The organism is Christiangramia sp. 3-2217-3z, assembly GCF_051195275.1.
In the GTDB taxonomy this organism is placed as follows: Bacteria; Bacteroidota; Bacteroidia; order Flavobacteriales; family Flavobacteriaceae; genus Christiangramia; species Christiangramia marina.
Genome location: NZ_JBNJLI010000004.1, coordinates 282,152 through 298,105 on the forward strand (window position 1 = coordinate 282,152; position 15,954 = coordinate 298,105).

15 protein-coding genes are annotated in these 15,954 nt (G+C 37.3%); 4 read left to right on the forward strand and 11 right to left on the reverse strand.

What is annotated here, in order from left to right:
* Positions 1–79: 79 nt before the first annotated feature.
* Positions 80–1,165, forward strand: a complete 1,086-nt coding sequence (aroB, locus tag ACSHZO_RS09505) for a 3-dehydroquinate synthase (protein WP_298247206.1) — start codon at positions 80–82, stop codon at positions 1,163–1,165.
* 74 nt (positions 1,166–1,239) lie between these two features.
* A complete protein-coding gene (locus ACSHZO_RS09510; protein ID WP_295180277.1) occupies positions 1,240–1,539 on the forward strand; it encodes a hypothetical protein in 300 nt (99 codons plus the stop codon).
* Between the two features lie 47 nt (positions 1,540–1,586).
* Here the strand turns inward: ACSHZO_RS09510 and ACSHZO_RS09515 are convergent, their stop codons facing one another.
* The 6 genes from ACSHZO_RS09515 to ACSHZO_RS09540 all read right to left on the reverse strand — a co-directional run bounded on the left by ACSHZO_RS09515 (position 1,587) and on the right by ACSHZO_RS09540 (position 8,121).
* The gene (locus tag ACSHZO_RS09515) at positions 1,587–2,135 is read right to left on the reverse strand and encodes a type 1 glutamine amidotransferase domain-containing protein (RefSeq protein WP_298247207.1); all 549 of its coding nucleotides are present in this window, start codon (positions 2,133–2,135) and stop codon (positions 1,587–1,589) included.
* A 96-nt stretch (positions 2,136–2,231) separates the two neighbouring features.
* Positions 2,232–3,230 carry a YihY/virulence factor BrkB family protein gene (locus ACSHZO_RS09520; RefSeq protein WP_298247208.1) on the reverse strand — a complete coding sequence of 333 codons (999 nt, stop codon included), beginning with the start codon at positions 3,228–3,230 and terminating at the stop codon, positions 2,232–2,234.
* The gene (locus ACSHZO_RS09525; protein WP_298247209.1) at positions 3,230–3,748 is read right to left on the reverse strand and encodes a DinB family protein; all 519 of its coding nucleotides are present in this window, start codon (positions 3,746–3,748) and stop codon (positions 3,230–3,232) included. Before ACSHZO_RS09525 ends, ACSHZO_RS09520 begins: the two co-directional genes overlap by 1 nt.
* On the reverse strand, positions 3,748–6,321 hold the full coding sequence (locus tag ACSHZO_RS09530; RefSeq protein ID WP_435066987.1) for a phosphoenolpyruvate carboxylase: 2,574 nt from the start codon (positions 6,319–6,321) through the stop codon (positions 3,748–3,750). Before ACSHZO_RS09530 ends, ACSHZO_RS09525 begins: the two co-directional genes overlap by 1 nt.
* A 90-nt stretch (positions 6,322–6,411) precedes the next feature.
* Positions 6,412–6,891 (reverse strand): Lrp/AsnC family transcriptional regulator, encoded by a 480-nt coding sequence (locus ACSHZO_RS09535; protein WP_026916117.1) that lies wholly within the window; start codon positions 6,889–6,891, stop codon positions 6,412–6,414.
* A gap of 72 nt (positions 6,892–6,963) precedes the next feature.
* Positions 6,964–8,121: a M14 family zinc carboxypeptidase gene (locus tag ACSHZO_RS09540; protein WP_298247211.1), complete on the reverse strand. Its 1,158-nt coding sequence runs from the start codon at positions 8,119–8,121 to the stop codon at positions 6,964–6,966.
* 280 nt (positions 8,122–8,401) lie between these two features.
* On the opposite strand from ACSHZO_RS09540, the gene ACSHZO_RS09545 reads away from it, so the two are divergent.
* Both ACSHZO_RS09545 and ACSHZO_RS09550 read left to right on the forward strand, forming a co-directional pair.
* A complete protein-coding gene (locus tag ACSHZO_RS09545; protein ID WP_298247212.1) occupies positions 8,402–8,821 on the forward strand; it encodes a helix-turn-helix domain-containing protein in 420 nt (139 codons plus the stop codon).
* A gap of 30 nt (positions 8,822–8,851) precedes the next feature.
* The gene (locus ACSHZO_RS09550) at positions 8,852–9,232 is read left to right on the forward strand and encodes a DNA topoisomerase IV (protein WP_298247213.1); all 381 of its coding nucleotides are present in this window, start codon (positions 8,852–8,854) and stop codon (positions 9,230–9,232) included.
* Between the two features lie 2 nt (positions 9,233–9,234).
* On the opposite strand, the gene mscL is transcribed toward ACSHZO_RS09550, so the two are convergent.
* The 5 genes from mscL to ychF form a co-directional block, all read right to left on the reverse strand.
* Positions 9,235–9,681 (reverse strand): large conductance mechanosensitive channel protein MscL, encoded by a 447-nt coding sequence (gene mscL, locus ACSHZO_RS09555; protein WP_295180269.1) that lies wholly within the window; start codon positions 9,679–9,681, stop codon positions 9,235–9,237.
* The gene (locus ACSHZO_RS09560) at positions 9,681–12,329 is read right to left on the reverse strand and encodes a DNA gyrase/topoisomerase IV subunit A (protein WP_298247214.1); all 2,649 of its coding nucleotides are present in this window, start codon (positions 12,327–12,329) and stop codon (positions 9,681–9,683) included. Before ACSHZO_RS09560 ends, mscL begins: the two co-directional genes overlap by 1 nt.
* The gene (locus ACSHZO_RS09565) at positions 12,329–12,820 is read right to left on the reverse strand and encodes a hypothetical protein (protein WP_298247215.1); all 492 of its coding nucleotides are present in this window, start codon (positions 12,818–12,820) and stop codon (positions 12,329–12,331) included. The genes ACSHZO_RS09560 and ACSHZO_RS09565 overlap by 1 nt, the downstream gene beginning before the upstream one ends.
* Positions 12,817–14,679 carry a DNA topoisomerase IV subunit B gene (locus ACSHZO_RS09570; protein ID WP_295180266.1) on the reverse strand — a complete coding sequence of 621 codons (1,863 nt, stop codon included), beginning with the start codon at positions 14,677–14,679 and terminating at the stop codon, positions 12,817–12,819. Before ACSHZO_RS09570 ends, ACSHZO_RS09565 begins: the two co-directional genes overlap by 4 nt.
* Before the next feature lie 155 nt (positions 14,680–14,834).
* Entirely contained in the window at positions 14,835–15,929 is a 1,095-nt protein-coding gene (ychF, locus tag ACSHZO_RS09575) for a redox-regulated ATPase YchF (RefSeq protein ID WP_298247216.1), read from the reverse strand.
* Positions 15,930–15,954 lie beyond the last annotated feature (25 nt).

Below are 15,954 nucleotides of genomic sequence, written 5' to 3' on the forward strand. Positions count from 1 at the left end.
TAATCGGGCAAATATAATTATTGAAGATGACTATTTTCATAAATTCTATTTAATTTCGAAAGCTCTAAATGCCAATACCATGAATGAAGCTAAATACCTGGTTAATCCTGTATTTTACGGTAGCGAATCTTATTCGAAAATCAACCAATACATAGAAGATAAAAAGCCATCTTCAGTATTTATTCTAGTTGATACAAACACCCAACAGAATTGCTTAGGATTATTCCTAAAGAATATAACTACGGAGCTTCAAATTGAAGTTATTGAAATTGAGCCGGGGGAAGAAAATAAGCATATTGAAACCTGTACTGGTGTTTGGAGTGCACTTTCAGAGCTTGGTGCTGATCGAAAGAGTTTGATGATAAATCTTGGAGGTGGTGTTGTCACTGATCTTGGTGGTTTTGTAGCTTCAACGTTTAAGCGTGGTATTCCATTTATTAATGTTCCTACAACCTTACTTTCTATGGTAGATGCATCGGTTGGAGGTAAAACCGGTGTTGACCTTGGAAATCTTAAAAATCAGGTGGGAGCAATCGTACAGGCAGAACTGGTTGTGGTAGATAGCAAATACCTGCAAACATTATCTTCCCGTGAAATGCGGAGTGGTCTCGCTGAAATCCTGAAACATGGACTTATTGCCGATGAATCTTACTGGAATCGTATGAGCAACCTAAGCTCTCTAGATCTCTCAGACCTTGATACCATCATAGAACATTCAGTGAATATAAAATCTGAAATCGTTTCACAGGATCCTTACGAACGGTCCATCCGGAAAAATCTTAATTTTGGACATACACTCGGCCATGCTGTGGAATCCTTCTATTTAACTAATCCTGAGAAAGATAAATTACTTCACGGAGAAGCAATTGCGATTGGGATGATTTTAGAGTCCTATTTATCTTCTGAAATTCTAAATTTTCCGCAGAAAAAATTACAGGATATTTCAAATATAATAATTGATCTATTCGGTTTTACCGACATATCTACGGAAGATCTCAACCAGATTATTTCGTTGCTTAAACATGATAAAAAAAACTCGAACGGACAGGTGAATTTTGTTTTACTGAAGGATATTGCTGTTCCTAAATTGGATGTTATAGTTTCTGAAGAGCTGATTATCAAATCTTTCGACTTTTATAACTCTCTGAATTTAACTAATCATTAAATTAATCGAATATCTGGCAACTCTCTTGTGTGGCGTTTGATATTTTATTTATACTTGCATAAACCAATCACACTATGAAAAGGATAATTGTAGACTATAAAAAGCTTACTCCTGAAATTCTTGGACTTCTTGTAGAGAAATATCCTGATGGATATGATGATGACCAGGTTATCGCCTTTAAGAATGCTAAAAATGAGACTGTTGAAGCTGTGGAAGTAAAGACTGAAGATACTATTTACCTGGTGAAGGTTAGTACCAGGCTTGAAAGTACTATGGCTAATTTTGATGAAGATGATTATGAAGATTCAGAATTTACAGATCCTATTGTAGACATTCCAGAGAAGGATGATACTGAAGAAGACGAAGACAAATAAAAAAAGGGACGCAATTGCGTCCCTTTTCATTTTATAATTACTGGTAATTATGCATGTTGTAAATCATGCTTACCTTCTTTAATTTCTTCAATAACCTTTGCATTAAATGCAGGAAGGTCATCAGGATTTCTACTTGTAACTAAAGCTTCATCAACTACAACTTCCTGGTCTACCCATAAAGCGCCTGCATTCTCAAGATCTTTACGAACACTTTTAAAAGATGTCATCGTTCTACCTTCTACAACATCTGCACTAATTAAAGTCCATGGCGCGTGACAGATAGCACACACTGGTTTACTTTGTTTGAAAAAGTCTCTTACAAAGATCAATGCACTCTCTTCTGTTCTTAAGTTATCTGGATTAATTACTCCTCCGGGAAGTACTAAAGCATGGTAATCCTTTGCTGAAACCTCGTCAAGGGTTTTATCCACTTTAAAGTCTTTTCCCCAATTATCACCATCCCATGATTTAATATTACCTGACTTAAGGCTAACGATCTCTACATTGAAACCTTCTTTCTCCATCGCCTCTTTAGGGGAGGTTAGTTCTACTTCTTCAAATCCATCTGTTGCCAAAATTGCAATTCTCTTATCCATAATTTTTCTTTTTTTAGTTATTCAAAGATAGGATTAGAAAGAGCGAATCTGTATTAAGGGCCTATTAAAACTAGACGTTTAAGAGTTAAAGGTTTTTTAAAACTCTTTTTCTTCTGAAGTTTCATCTGCATCCAGGTAAGATTTCAAACGGTCCACGATATACTTCTCTTCTTTAAGCTGAACTTTCCGTTGTTCGAGTTTCTTCATCTCCTGGTAGATTGCTGGTTCACCAAAACGGTTAGGCTCAACTTTCTCTTTCTTTAGAAGGGCGTATTGTACTGTGAACTCTGCTCCAAAAAATAAGATTAAACAGGTATAGTAAACCCAAAGTAGAATTAATACCACTGAAGACGCACCACCATAAACTGAAGCCGGATCGCTCTGACCAAAATAAATACTGATAAGCGTCTCACCTATTATAAAAAGTGCCGTCGTCAATGCAGCACCAGTATAGGTGGTTTTCAATCTAATCTTAATATCTGGTAGAAGCTTAAAGATCATCGCGAATAAGGTCGTTATAAAGAAAAACGTCAGTGCGTAATTGAGTATATACATGGCAACCTGTGTGATATCAGGAATTAGCTGCTGCATAGTTTCTGTAACCAACTTTAGTAAAGTTGATACTACCAGGGCAATTAATAATAGTAAACCTATAACGACCACCATCCCCAAAGAAATTACCCGATCAAGAACCATACTGAGGAAATTAGTTTTTCTGGCCGCAACGTTCCAAATGTTGTTCATCGCGATTTTCAACTGAAAAAAAACTCCGGTTGCACCAAAGATTAGCATTGCTAAACCAAAAATAATGGCCCATGTCGAATCCTGTGACAATGCAGCGTTTTCGATCATGCCCTCAATCGCTTTAGAAGCTTCAGTTCCAATAAACTCGCCTATCTCACCTGTAAGCCTACCCTGAACAGCCTCTCTTCCGAAGAAATAACCGGCAATACTTACTACAATGATCAATAATGATGGTAAGGAAAATAATGCATAATAAGCGATGGTGGCACTTCTGGCATAGGGTTCATTTTTATCCCAGCTCACATAAGTCTTCTTGAGAAGTTTGCCGAATACCTTGATCTTACTATACATTAAAGATATTTCTCTTTGATCACCTCAATATGGTGCATAGCATGACCAACCATCATAAAGCCGAGCGCTCTGGGTGAAGCATTGATATCGTTCATGACACCAACAAGTTTTAACATATCTATAGTCATGCTTTCGAAAAGAATGATTCCCGCTTCCCGCACAATTTTATATTCTTTAATAAGATCAGGTACCGCTCTGTGTTCAGAGCGACTATTTAGGACATATATATCATGATCGAAACCTGGTAATGGCTGTGGTTCATTTCTGGCAATTGCCAATGCTCTGAATTGAAAAATCCTTTCTGTATCAATTATATGCTGAATCATCTCTTTCAGAGTCCATTTACCTTCTGCATAACGGTAATCCCATTTGTCTTCCGGAATATTCTCTAAAAGTTGAAGAAATTCTGAAGTGTTCGATTTGAGAATAGGAACTAATTCAGCTTCTGGTTCTAATCTATCGATATAACCTCTATAAAATTCGCCTATTTCTCCTTTGGTAATTTCAGATTTTCTCATTAAGCAGAATTTCTACTAGCATTAATATTACCATACAATGATCTTGTGACCATTTTTTCATATACCTCAAGCGCTTTCTGGTTGGCTTCAGGATTTTTACTCAACTCCTGCACCATTCTAAGCGCATGTTGCTGAATGGTCAATAATGGAAGTACAATCCTTTCACGCGCTTGTATGGAAGCCTTTCCTGCTGGCTGATTCTGCATCAAACTATCATAACCAGTAACTTTCAAAAGCATTTTTTTAGAACGTTCGAACTCATCATGAATTACCGTCCAGAATTCTCCAAACTCTTCATCATTTTTCATATATGCCGTTAACGGGAAGAATGATTTAGTCAAACTCATCATACTGTTTTCAAGTAAGGTTTTAAAGAATTCAGAATTGTTGTAGAGATCCTGAACTTCATCAAACCTACCTTGTTTATCCATTTCTTCCATTGCAGTTCCCACTCCGAAGAATCCAGGAACATTTTGTTTGAGCTGACTCCAGCTTCCAACGAATGGTATCGCCCTTAGATCTGATAAATTGAGTTCTGCAGACTTATTCCGTTTACTTGGTCTACTTCCAATATTGGTTTTAGCGTAGTATTTAAGAGTACTCATTTTTTCCAGGTAAGGAATAAAACGAGGATGCTTTTTAAAGTCTGTATATGTCTTGTAACTAATTTCAGCAAGCTCGCTCATGGTATTACGATCCTGATCGTTCAGTTCATTTTTACCTTCACTAAAAATTTCATTAGAAACCCCCGAACTTAATAATTGCTCCAGATTATATGTACAACTATCTTTAGTCCCAAAATTAGAGTTAATCGTTTGCCCCTGGACAGTTAATTGAATTTCCTCATTCTCTATCGTTGGACCTAAGGAAGCATAGAATTGGTGCGTTTTTCCACCACCCCTTGCCGGCGGTCCACCACGACCATCAAAAAAGACAACTTTAATTCCGTACTCACGGGAAATTCGAGTAAGTTCTTCCTTCGCCTTGTAAATACTCCAGTTTGCCATTAAGTAACCACCATCTTTAGTTCCATCACTAAAACCAAGCATGATCGTTTGCTTATTAAATCGTTTTTCAAGGTGTTCTTTATATACAGGATTCTTGTATAGTTTCTCCATCACATGATGTGCTTCTCTTAGATCCGGCACTGTTTCAAATAATGGAATAACATCTACAGTTGGTGTTTTCCAGCCACATAATTTCATATACAAATAAGGCTGTAAAACACCTTCCACACTTCCGCAGTTACTAATGATATAGCGATTAGCCCCCTGCTCCCCGTTCTTCTCCTGAATTTCCTTCATCGCATATATTGATGAAAGCGTAGATCGGGTCATCCCTTCTTCAAATTCTTCAGGATCCAACTGGGCATCTGTAGTTGTCATTACGGCAATTTTTTCCTCGTCTGAAAAAGTTTCAAAATTTTCCGGAATCAACTCTGGTTTGTATTTCTTAAGATCTGCAAAAACTTCTTCGTGTTTCGAGCTATCCTGCCTGATGTCTAAAGTTGCGAAGTGGAAACCGAAGAGTTTGATCTTGTTGATCATGTCATCGAGCTCCTCAAGGAATAGTGACTGATGCTTATTTATTAGAATCTCTCTTGCTGTTTGCAATTTCATCACCAATTCCTCCAAAGAAATTTTTGGAGTGTCTGAATTTGTAACGGCTGAATCATACAAAGCTTTCTCTATCTCTGCCATGATTTCATTAACCTCTCTAAAAGTAAGTCTTCTCTTTAGTTTCCGAATATCCCGGTAATAATTAAGGAGAATTGTGCGGCGAAGTCGGCGTGCAACTCTTAAAGTGATCTCAGTAGTTACAAACGGGTTTCCATCCCTGTCTCCTCCAGGCCAGAATCCCAGGTTGATCACCTGGTTGCCCACATCCTCTCCATCAAATATATTTTGCTGAATATAATTATGAATCTTACTTGCACTCTGGTAGAAAACATTTTCAAAATACCAGATAAGACTAACCGCCTCGTCATATGGGGTTGGTTTCTCTTTGTTGAAGAACGGAGTTTTACCTAGCTGTGCTAATAACTGCTTAATACGAACAAGATCGTTTTTCTGGATTGCCTTATCCAGATCTGTTATAATTCCTAGCACCGCACCAGGATAAAATTGGGTGGGATGTGCTGTCAAAGTGGGTCTTACGTTGAACCTCTTTAAGTATTCCTTTAACTGTTCTGTTTTTTGCTTAGCTTCCGCTTCCTCCTTTACACTCCGCAGCGTACCACGACCATCCATATTATTGACGATAGGGAACGACGCATCTTCAATAGCATCAAATAATACTACCTGGCGTTCTATATATTGGATGAAACGAAAAAGCAAAGCGTTACGCTCGTCTTCTGTAGGTGTTTCACCATAACGTTCAAAAAAGTGTTCAACGATCTCCGATGGATTCTTGTTATCAGAAAAACCACGTTCGCAAAGTTCCTGAAAAAGTGGTAACAGCGCTCCGGTCTTTTGTATCTCATCATACGGCAAGGTTAAAAAGATACTATTATAGACCTGGTATTTTGCCAGCACATTATCATTAAATCTATCTAAACGAGGTTCTCTATTCATAATTTCAATATTTTTCGACTGACTTAAAAGTATAAAAAAACCCTCTAAACAGCTAGGTTTAGAGGGTCTTTATTAAAAGTTTAGTATAAATTACATCTCTTTAAATATGGAATGCATCAAACGTTTTTTATCATTGATACTTTCCTCCAGAGAAATCATAGTTTCTGTTCTATAAACACCCTCGATATCATCAAGTTGGAAAATGATTTCCTTGGCATGTTGAGTGTTTTTAGCACGTATTTTACAGAACACGTTAAACTTGCCTGTAGTTACATGAGCAACCGTAACGAAGGGAATTTCGTTAATTCTCTCAAGTACAAATTTGGTTTGTGAAGTATTCTTCAGAAAAACCCCTACATAGGCGATAAACGCATATCCAAGTTTCTTGTAATCCAGAGTTAACGATGATCCTATAATGATTCCAGCTTCTTCCATTTTCTTTACACGAACGTGGACAGTTCCAGCTGATATCAGTAGTTTCTTCGCTATATCGGTGAATGGAGTTCTGGTATTCTCGATAAGCATGTCAAGAATCTGGTGGTCGGTGTCGTCTAATTTAAACTTAGCCATCTTGAAGTTCTATTTTTAATGAAATTTAAAATTAATACAAAATCATTGAATTATTGCTAAATAAAAACACATTTATTGGGAATTTAGCTCGAAAATCTCATCATTTAAGAATATTTTATTAACTATAACGTTTTCGGAAATTGCCCCCTCCTCCATCAAACTTAACTTTTTACCAGCTGCATCAATTTCACGATGTCCATATAAAACTGAAGCCTCTTGAATATCTTCGATAACCGGCACAAATCGTATTCGATCGTAAACTAATGTTTCTTTGAACTGTATCAAAATATCCTTTTTTCCTCCTTCAATATTCACATTTCTTAATATCACGTCCCGAAAACATTTAGCATTCTCAGGTATTTTAAAATATTGATGGTAATCGACAAGTGTATCATTCATTATTTGATCCAGGCAACTTCTCAAAGCTTTGAAAACGAACTTTCGCGTTACATCCCTGTTATAATCTTCAGGATAATGACCAGCTTCAAAAAGAATAGTTGGAGTTTCAAAACTCTGAAAGGTGTCACCAGCACAATTAAGATTAAAACCATCATCATATCTACCTATACTTTCCCCGAGTTCATCTTTTAAATCTTTAACCATTCCAGCGATTAAAGACATACTATTCTTACGTGCTACGGTTATACTGCGGTCTATATCGCTTGAAGGCGTCAAAAAAGACAATATTGCCGGTAGATTCGTTTCTCCTGCACTAAAAATGGTGCGTTGATCATGTAGGTTTAAGCAAAAATCAGGTTGGAATTCCCGGTAAACCTTCATGAGCAACCTGCTTTCTGGCTGACTAAGATCCTGCATGTCCCGATTAAGGTCTATAGCATTGGCATTGACTCGTGTATAATAAGCTGCGCCATCTGGATTAAGGATTGGAATAATGTATAAGGTAGTACGTTCAAGCAAAGACTTATTATAAGGGTTATCAGCATCTACCACTATAGAATTTAAAAAATCTAGTACAGCTTTTGTTGTTGTAGATTCATTCCCGTGCATTTGCGACCACATCAAAACCTTCTTTGATCCAGATCCAATTTGCAGCCCGTAGATATTTTTATTCTCTACGGAAGCTCCTATAGTTTGAAATTCCAGTTTACCTGAATGGGTAGACATGAAATCTTCCAGATGATTATTATGAAAATAGCGGCCTGCCACTTTTCTGAATTTGGCACTATCATAATCGTGATTACTAAGCCATAATTTTGCTTGTTCTTTCATGTTTACAAAACTAAACAATCAAATATTTACAATTGTATACAAGTAAAAATCGCTCCATAGTTTACAGTTGTAAATAAGTTGATCTTAGCAATAGTAGTGTGGTTAGGAATTTATCCAAACCGTATATAAATAAGAGTTATTTATTTATTGATCAAGCTATTATGTTGGTTAAAATAAAGTATTTGTTCAATATGAATCTTGTCGTTTACAGATGTGTATTTACACAGAAATATGGTATATTTACATTTGTAATCATAGCTTTAATCAGAGGTAATTTACAATGGTAAACACTGAACAATTTGGAACCAGGCTGCAACGCATTCTTGAGTATTACGATCTTTCAGCAGCTTCTTTTGCAGATAAAATTGAGGTTGGTAGGTCTTCCATTTCACATATTCTATCCGGTAGAAATAAACCAAGTCTGGATTTTGTAATGAAAGTCGTGAAGAATTTTCCTGAGGTAGAACTATATTGGTTGTTAAATGGAAAGGGTTTATTCCCTCCCAAACCCGAATCAGGTAATGATAAAATTGTACATCAAACAAAACCTGATCACTCAACGCCAGGAATCCAGACCAGAAATGCTGAAGTTAATATTTCGAAGGATGTTCAGTTATATCAGGAATCTTCGAGTAACAAAAAGGTGAAACGAATAGTATTTTTTTATGAGGATGGTAGTTTTGAAGCCTTCGAAAATTGACTCTCATTTGATTAAAACTTACCTTGCAGTATGAACAAAATGATTTCACTCTGTTTTATCCTGTTACTCACATTGAGCTCTTGTTTTGAAGCCAACAGGAACTGTGCTGATTTTAGAACTGGCACTTTCGAGTTCGAAACTTATATAAACGGAGAATTACAAAAATCCACTTTCGTAAGGAATGACTCGATAGAAATTGAGTTTTTTCAGGGAAATACAGATACGAGTTCCGTAAGATGGATCAATCCCTGTGAGTATATTATCAAGAATACAAATCCTAAAAATATGGCTGAACAGAAACCAATCCACATGAAGATCCTCACTACTTCTAAGAATAGCTATACTTTTGAATACGGTCAGGTTGGCGAAACCCAAAAGGCCCGCGGGGAAGTAAAAAGAGTTTCAGAATAACGTTAAGCTCGCTTTTCCCGCAATAATTTATTCTGCTCTTCCATTAACTCATTTAAGCTGGATAGCAATTCGATATCCTTGGGAGTAACGACCTCAGGATTTTTTGGGTCCTGAGCTTTGTTCCGGAAACGATTCATGAATTTTACCACTATAAAGACAACGAAACCAATGACTAAAAAATCTACCATGGTTTCAATAAGCAGTCCGTAACCAATTGAAACTTCATTTACATAATCTGCCGCACCTTCAGTACCAACACCATCTCTTAGAATGATCTTCCTGTCAGCGTAATTTACGCCATCTGTAATCATGCTTAATGGCGGCATTATAATCTGTTTTACCAGAACATCAACCACTTTATTGAAAGCCGTACCAATGATGATACCTACGGCCATGTCTATCATGTTGCCTTTTACAGCAAACTCTTTGAATTCTTTAAATAATCCCATTACTCGTCAAATAGTGAAGGTTGACCATCGCCGCCAGATTTTTTATCTGGTGCCTTGATCGTCCCATTTTTAATATCCTCTGCTGTTATATTTTCTTCGGAATCTTTCGACCTTTTATCCTCGTCAGTTTCATCTTCATTTTGTCCTTCATAAGGTATTGGATCCAGAAGATTGATCTGATTTACTTTTTCAGAAGTGAGTTGATTTCCTAAAGCCTTTATACCTTTTACTGCGATGAATTCTTCTATATTGATCTCTTCGTTATCGCGACGCTCTTTTCCTTTAGGTTTGGTATAAACAATCTCGGCCATTGGGAAATAATCTGTTGAAACCATTTCCAGAAAGGATTCTTCGTGTTCACTAATAAATTTCTCTTCTTTATCAGGATGTTCGATTATAAATCTCTTGACATAAAAACGTTCTTTTTCAGGTTCCCAGTAAATTGCAGAAACTGGCTTATTCTTCACCCATTTCTCCAGAATGACCATTTCTTCATCAAATCTGGTCGTTAACTCCGGTCTTATTGTTTTTGCAACACCATCTTGTGTAATGATCAGTAATCTATCTTCTCCTCTAAATTCTCCTAACAATTCTCCTCTTTCGTCAACGTTCAGACGTTTGACTGTCTCGTCGAACCAGATTCTTCTAGGTTTTAGCGTTGAGACACCTTCTTCTTTCAGCTCAATACGCTTTACAGAATATTTAGTGACAATATTTCCTTTAACATTCCGACCTTTAATAGAAATATCTGCAAAATCTACATCGAATTTTACTTTTCTTATACTTCCAACCTGTCTAAGTAAAACTGTAATTACTTCAGCTTCTCCATTCGGATTCGGTGTGAAATACAGGACTTTACTATCCTTTTTACCCTGAGTTAAATTATATTCCCGATCCCTGGTAACTGAAGTAACAGCAAATCTTTTTACGTATGTATTCCCAGCCTTCCCGTCACGGTAGATCATATTGTAGATCGTACGTTTATCTTTTTTCTTAAAGATTGCTACGTGAATAATATCCTTACCAATAAAAGTTTTAGCATCAACTTTGGTCACCATCATTTTACCATCGGCTGTAAAACAGATAACATCATCAATATCTGAACATTCAGTTACATATTCATCTTTTTTGAGACTGGTTCCCACAAAACCTTCTGCTCTATTCACATAAAGCTTGGTATTTCGAATAACTACTTTTGTCGCCTCAATATCTTCAAATAACCTGAGTTCTGTTTTTCGTTCTTTGCCGGTACCGTAGTCTTTCTTTAATTTCTGAAAATAATCTACCGCAAAGTCTATAAGGTTGTCAAGATGATGTTTTATCTGGGCGATCTCATCTTCGAGCGCATCTATCTTCTGCTGTGCCTTATCTATGTCGAATTTTGAGATTCTTTTAATTCTAATCTCAGTAAGTCTTATAATATCTTCCTCGGTAACCTCGCGTTTTAAATGCGTTGTAAAAGGTTTCAATCCTCGATCTATCGCCTGAATTACCCCATCCCAGGTTTCTTCTTCTTCAATATCCCGATACACCCTGTTTTCGATAAATATTCGTTCCAGCGATGCAAAATGCCATTGCTCTTGGAGCTCATCCAGTTTTATCTCCAGTTCTCGTTTAAGAAGATGAAGCGTATGATCTGTTGATCTTCTTAAAACTTCTGAAACTCCCAGGAATATTGGTTTGTGATCAATAATTACACAACCTAATGGTGATAATGAGTTTTCACACTGAGTAAATGCATATAATGCATCTATAGTTCTGTCTGGTGAAATATTGTTAGGCAAATGTATCAGGATCTCTACCTGAGCAGCGGTATTATCTTCGATCTTTTTGATCTTGATCTTACCTTTGTCATTTGCCTTCAGAATAGAATCGATCAAACTTCCGGTATTAGTTCCGTAGGGAACCTCATTTATTACCAGTGTATTTTTATCTAACTGATTGATACGTGCGCGAATTCTTACGCGTCCACCACGTTTCCCGTCATTGTAATTGGAAATATCTGCGATACCTCCCGTTGGGAAGTCTGGAAATAATTTAAAGGTTTTACCACGAAGATGTTTGATCGAGGCATCAATAAGTTCATTAAAATTATGTGGTAGAAATCTTGTACTTAAACCTACGGCAATACCTTCTGCACCCTGGGCAAGCAACATTGGAAATTTTACCGGAAGATTTACCGGTTCCTGCTTTCTACCATCGTAAGACAACTGCCATTCAGTTAATTTCGGACTGAAAAGTACTTCCAGAGCGAATTTTGAAAGTCTCGCCTCAATATACCTTGGGGCGGCAGCTCGATCTCCAGTTAAGATATTTCCCCAGTTTCCCTGGGTGTCAATTAGAATATCCTTTTGCCCAATTTGAACCATGGCATCTCCTATACTGGCATCACCGTGAGGATGATATTGCATGGTGTGACCCACAATGTTCGCCACTTTATTGTAACGGCCATCGTCCAGGTCTTTCATAGAATGCATTATACGGCGTTGAACTGGTTTAAAGCCATCTTCAATTGCTGGTACGGCTCGTTCCAGGATTACATATGATGCATAATCCAGAAACCAGTCTTTGTACATTCCGGTTACCTTTATTAATTCTTCCTTATTTTCAAATTGCTCTTCCTGAGCTCCATCAAGGTTTTCTTCCATTAGGCAGTCACTTTGGGGGTGTTTTCAAGAACTTTATTCAGTGAATCCACTAAACCCCTTTTCTTTTTTCGGTTTAAAAATGTGGTATTGAAAGTATATTTCCGGTATCCTTTTTTTCTTCTTGAGTTAATATAGATTGTAAGGGCAGAATAAATTCCGACGTCGTAAAACTTGAACTTCCCTAATTTTCTCTTCGGAAATTCAGCCTTCTTGACACGATATTCCATGAATTTTGAAAGAAAAACTCCATTGTTTTTAAAGTTCAAAGTTTCTCCATCACTATCAAAATCGAACGCCTGTCCAATCCGGTGAACGTATAGACCTAATAGCAAGGTGACGATATTGGGTAGAAAATGACTGAAGGTTATCTCCTGTTCAGAATCTGAAGCCATGATCTCTATATTTACGAATAGATTCGTAACGAATACCGCAACAAGCACGATATAGATCGATGGGATTATCTTAACCTCGCTTTTATTGGTAAATCTCATACGCCAAGTTCATTGACCAGGTCAAGTTCAAATTTGAGATTATCAATAATAAATTCCTGTCTGTCTGGTGTGTTCTTGCCCATATAGAAGCTAAGCATTTCTTCTATAGATTTATCTTTATCCAGCATTACAGGATCTAAACGAATATCTTCTCCTATAAAATGTACAAATTCATCTGGCGAGATCTCACCTAACCCCTTAAATCGAGTAATTTCAGGCTTACCTTTCAATTTTTCCATTGCCTGCTTTCGCTCCATCTCACTATAACAGTAAATAGTTTCCTTCTTATTCCTTACTCGAAACAACGGAGTCTGTAAAATATATAGATGATTTTCCTTGATTAGTTCCGGGAAAAACTGAAGGAAAAATGTGATAAGCAATAACCTGATGTGCATTCCATCAACATCAGCATCCGTTGCTATTACGATATTATTATAACGCAGGTCTTCCAGAGAATCTTCGATATTCAGGGCTGCCTGTAGCAGATTGAATTCTTCATTTTCGTAGACGATTTTTTTAGTAAGTCCGTAGCTATTCAAAGGTTTACCCTTCAAACTAAATACTGCCTGGGTTACCACGTCCCTGCTTTTGGTGATCGAACCTGATGCTGAATCTCCCTCTGTAATAAATAAGGTGGTTTCAAGACATCGTTGATGCTTACTATCTCCAAGATGTACTCGGCAATCCCTTAATTTCTTATTATGCAGACTCGCTTTTTTAGCTCTGTCTTTCGCTAGCTTCCTGATTCCGGAAAGATCCTTGCGCTCGCGTTCTGCCTGAAGAATTTTTCGTTGAAGATTCTCTGCTGTTTCCGGGTTTTTATGAAGATAATTATCAAGGTTTCTTTTGATAAAATCGTTGATATAGGTTCTTACCGTTGGAAGCTCCCCTCCCATATCTGTAGACCCTAGTTTTGTTTTCGTTTGACTTTCAAAAACCGGCTCCATCACTTTTATACTGATGGCGGTTACGATAGATTTTCGAATATCGCTGGCTTCATAATTCTTGCCATAAAATTCACGAACGGTTTTGACGATCGCTTCTCTATATGCAGCAAGATGTGTTCCTCCCTGTGAAGTATTCTGGCCGTTAACGAAACTGTGATATTCCTCGCTATATTGTGTTCTGCTGTGAGTGATCGCTGCTTCGATATCATCCCCACGAAGGTGAATAATAGGATACAACATATCTTCTTCGCTAATGCTATCTCCTAAAAGATCTTTTAATCCATTTTCAGAATAAAATTTCTCTCCATTAAAAACTATGGTTAAACCTGGATTCAGGTACACATAGTTCTTAAGCATTTTCTCTATATACTCATTTCTGAATTTATAGTTTTTAAATATAAGCTCATCTGGAATAAAAGTGATCTTTGTACCTCGCCTTCTTGAAGTTTCGTCAAGATGCTCTTCATCCTGAAGTTCTCCCTTTGCAAACTCGGCAGCATGGCTTTTGCCATCACGAGAAGATTCTACTCTAAAATAAGAAGATAAAGCATTTACAGCTTTCGTACCTACACCATTTAATCCTACAGACTTTTTGAAAGCTCTGCTATCATATTTACCACCGGTATTCATTTTGGACACTACATCCACAACTTTACCTAGAGGTATCCCTCTACCAAAATCACGAACGATCACCCGCTGATTTTGCACAGAGATTTCGATGGTCTTTCCAGCACCCATCACGAATTCATCGATACTGTTATCGATAACCTCTTTCAATAATATATATATACCGTCGTCCTGGCTGGATCCATCTCCAAGTTTCCCGATGTACATACCAGGTCGCATACGGATATGCTCCTTCCAGTCTAAAGACCGAATATTATCTTCGGTATATTTAGTATTGTCGCTCATATAGATTCATGGAGTTTCGGTCTAAATATAAGGTAATAGCCGAAAAACTGAAACAGTTCCAGAGGAAAGTAATTAACAAAGATTTTAGATACGCTGTTAATTAAATGGATGAACCCAAATTGAAGTGTTGTTCATTATTTTTTCAATACTAGCAACTAGACGTTGAATCTAAAATGCATTACATCGCCATCCTTAACGATATAATCTTTTCCTTCTACGCGCATTTTACCAGCTTCCTTCACTTTTGCTTCACTTCCAAAACTTACATACTCGTCGTAAGCTATAACCTCAGCACGAATAAAACCTTTTTCAAAGTCGGTGTGAATTACACCCGCAGCCTGTGGAGCTGAAGATCCAACGGGAATCGTCCATGCCCTAACTTCTTTAACTCCGGCGGTAAAGTAAGTTTGAAGATCAAGCAACTTATAAGCTCCTCTAATTAGTTTTGCAGAACCAGGCTCTTCAAGCCCAATATCCTGAAGAAACATCTGTCTTTCCTCGAAATCATCAAGCTCAGTGATATCAGCTTCAGTTCCAACAGCAAGAACAAGAACTTCTGCATTTTCTTCTGCTACAGCTTTTCTAACTCTCTCTACATGTTCGTTACCATCAACAGCAGAACCTTCATCTACATTACAAACATACATTACCGGTTTATCTGTGATAAATTGTAGAGGCGCGATAAATTCTTTACGTTCATCTTCAGTAAGATCGATCGCTCGAACAGATTTTCCAGCTTCAAGGCCAGACTTCACTTTAAGCAAAGCGGCTTCCTCTTTCTGGGCTTCTTTATTACCTGTTCTGGCTGCTCGTTTAACTTTTTCAAGTTTCTTATCTGCAGTTTCCAGATCTTTCAACTGCAGCTCCATGTCTATAGTTTCCTTATCTCTAATAGGATCTATGGAACCATCTACGTGTACGATATTATCATCTTCAAAACATCTGAGAACGTGGAGAATAGCATCGGTTTCACGTATATTACCTAAAAACTGGTTTCCAAGTCCTTCTCCTTTACTCGCTCCTTTTACTAGTCCAGCAATATCAACGATCTCAACCGTTGCAGGAATAACCCTTTCAGGATCTACGAGTTCTTCAAGCTTCAGCAGTCTCTGGTCTGGAACGTTTACAACTCCCACGTTAGGTTCTATCGTACAAAACGGAAAGTTTGCACTTTGTGCTTTAGCATTACTAAGGCAATTAAAAAGTGTCGATTTTCCTACGTTTGGCAGTCCTACAATTCCGGCTTTCATATACTATAATTTAGATGCTTTGTTT